This is a genomic window from Brevibacterium ammoniilyticum, assembly GCF_038429965.1.
Classification (GTDB): Bacteria; Actinomycetota; Actinomycetes; order Actinomycetales; family Brevibacteriaceae; genus Brevibacterium; species Brevibacterium ammoniilyticum.
The window spans coordinates 1-2689 of the sequence record NZ_BAABNP010000037.1 but is presented as its reverse complement, the minus strand read 5'-3'; the positions used below and the strand labels follow the sequence as shown (position 1 = coordinate 2689).

General features: G+C 58.6%; 3 protein-coding genes. All 3 read right to left on the bottom strand.

The window, feature by feature from the left end; translation table 11 throughout:
- Window positions 1-208 precede the first annotated feature (208 nt).
- Complete coding sequence (locus AAHA49_RS17765) at window positions 209-412, bottom strand: transposase (RefSeq protein ID WP_342039175.1); 204 nt, start codon at window positions 410-412, stop codon at window positions 209-211.
- 421 nt (window positions 413-833) lie between these two features.
- Window positions 834-1604, bottom strand: a complete 771-nt coding sequence (locus tag AAHA49_RS17755; protein WP_259801664.1) for a thioredoxin domain-containing protein — start codon at window positions 1602-1604, stop codon at window positions 834-836.
- The gene (locus AAHA49_RS17750) at window positions 1592-2644 is read right to left on the bottom strand and encodes a hypothetical protein (protein ID WP_259801666.1); all 1053 of its coding nucleotides are present in this window, start codon (window positions 2642-2644) and stop codon (window positions 1592-1594) included. Before AAHA49_RS17750 ends, AAHA49_RS17755 begins: the two co-directional genes overlap by 13 nt.
- Window positions 2645-2689: the final 45 nt, after the last annotated feature.

Below are 2689 nucleotides of genomic sequence, written 5' to 3'. Positions count from 1 at the left end.
GAACTTCCATCCTCGGAGGGCCTCGACCCCTATCCAGCGACCGACGCGCCCAACCCGACTACACTCTCAGCTGCGAAGAGCCCGTTAACTCTCTGATCAACTACCGAGGACCTCGACGTGCTTCACCCTACTCCGGGATACGCTGACGCACGCTCTGCCGACTGTCGGGACGACGGATGAGGTCAAGGTTGCATCCGAGGGCCCCGTTTCACAAGGTCCTCATATTGTCTGACTCAGTCGGTGTGGGTCTACCGGAGTCCTTGTGCTTACGCACCCAGACTCGCAGGGTCTCTTTGCCCAGGCCGAGTTCCTTCGCTACACGGGTGATCGCCCCGTTCGCGGTGTCCGGATCGGCCTGGGCGTGGAAGACGAGCTCGACGGCCCGAGCCTTGAGTTCGTAGGTGTGTTTCACTGGCAAGAGAGAATCTGCTTCTTCCAATCTCCCTGCCTCTATTATCCCCGGGGCATGACACCTTGCACATGGCCTTCGTCACACCCACGCGGATGGTTCCCCGCACCCGTGCCTACGTCGAGCGCCAAACCGTAGAAGGCCGCACGCTCCGAGAGATCCTCCGATGCCTCAAACGCTACCTAGCTCGCGAGATCTACCCGCACCTCAACACTGCTGCCCACGCCCAGTTCGACGCTCAACAAACATAGGAGATTCAACGGCAGGCTCGAGCATCCCCGCGGATCGGCTTTGGGGTTCAGTGGCATGACACACTACATCGCCAGTTGTCCGCTCGAGTCCGGCGGATTCAGGCCGGTTCTGCACCTTCAATCACGATAGGGCCGAAAACGACAGATCTTCAGATGACATATGCCGAACTGCTTCAGACAGACTCGCTACGGCCTACATTGACGATGACCGGACCGACGATGTTACTTGCTCGCGCAGCTTCGAGCATGAAGGCAACAAGCGTCGACGCACTCGCAGCAGACCACTCGGGAACATCGAATACTGCACGTAACACCATCGGTGATGAACGCAACGCCCACCGGTCATCGAACGTGGCCCTAGAGTTTTCGTCGGTCAGCGCACGGAGCACGATATCGCCGGTATGCGTGGCTTCAAACCAATTTTCGACCGCGGAATCGCGTAATCGCGCCCGTGGAGGCGTAAACAGGTTCACGGTGGCTTCGGTTGGCTCTGTCGCACCGTCGACTGCTGCGAACTGGTCGAGGAGCGTCTGGATCCACACGGAGTCGACCGGTGCAACGACCTCCGGGATCTGAATGTTGAACGACGATATCGACAGGCTCCCCAACTGGGCGACGGTATCGGCAGCTGCATGAAGGAACAGCGGCACAAGCATGGATGGTGGAACTCCTCCAAGATGTTCGATCTGAAACCATCCAAGCTCCCCCCTCAGGGTTCGCAGAGTCTCAGCACCGGCGAATTCCCAGAAGCCCTCATGTGCTTCGAACGCCTCGTTGGCGGAGCTCTGCGGGCTCAAAGCCGTGCATAGTCCGAAGAAGCGCGCGAACGCACCTTCCTCGTCGATTTCGCCGGCTTGGATTCCTCTGTGGACGTCCTCCGTGAGCTCCAATGTACCGTCGAGACTTACGATGATTGGGTCAGTCGAACCTTTCACAATGTGCACTTAAGAGTCCTTGCGCTTGTGTAGTACTTATTGGGCGAATCGAGGTATCCGATGAGATCGACATCCACCCAGCTACGCCATTGTTTCCTACCCTGCGACCTACACGTCATCCGGGCGTTGGCTCTCTTCGAAGTGCCCGGCCCGATTGTCGTCACTCCAGCCTTGCCCCTTCTGTTCCACGACGAAGTCTTCTTCGGCTTGTACTGGAGCTGCACTGTGACCTTCGCTTTCGTAGCTTTGGTCGTGCCTTTGATCCACCACCCGTGACCTGAAGCCTGACCTCTAGTGACATGGACATAGTCACCCCTCGTGTAGAAGACGGCGACCGCAGCCTGCGCCACAATCGGGTAAGCGCTCTTCGGGTCGGGATCCACGGTCTGCACCAGTCGATTCCCTTCGACAGAATAGCGAGAGTCGACTTCGGCCCCGGAAGCGTCGTGCGAAACCGGTTGTTCGACCACGCCGACCAGTACGTCATCCTTGTACAGCGCCACCGCACCGGTCTTCTGCAGAACAGGTGCAACATCCTCAGTGAAATCGTACTGGGTCGTCCTCGCGGCGTCAGGCCCGGCCAAAAGTACACTGGCACCGATCGCGCCGTTGTCGAGGATCTGCATCGCGTGAGCTGTCTCGGACCCGTTTCGAAGCATGACGGTGGTGCCATCGGTTGTCACAGACGTATCGTTCGGTGCGGCATGTTCTGTCACCGAGAGTCCAACATCGACTCGATCATCGACGCTGGTGGAGGCTCGCAAGCGTCCATCTGCGCTTAGAGATGTCACGACGCCATCGCGGCGCCATGTGACCTCTTCGTCGCTGGTATCAAGTGCGGTGGGCATCGCGATCGGCCTTGTCTGCGAGTTGTCAAGGGCCACTTGAGCATCGTCTGGTCGCTCAAGAAGGCCTGAAGAGGTCTGTGCCTGGACTGGGGATGAGGTTGGCAATGCGATAGCAAGGGCCAGGGCGAGCGAACTCGCCTTCACCAATGGACGAATTGTCACTTCGAGGATCTCCAAATGTAACAGGGGCTTCGCTGCCATAGTAGGCAGTGTCGAAGTTGACCGGGGTGGTCAGAACTCATTCTG

Bases quoted from the DNA above. Each gene is read 5' to 3' on its own strand.
- AAHA49_RS17750 (WP_259801666.1), bottom strand. From the start codon at position 2,644: ATGGCAGCGAAGCCCCTGTTACATTTGGAGATCCTCGAAGTGACAATT.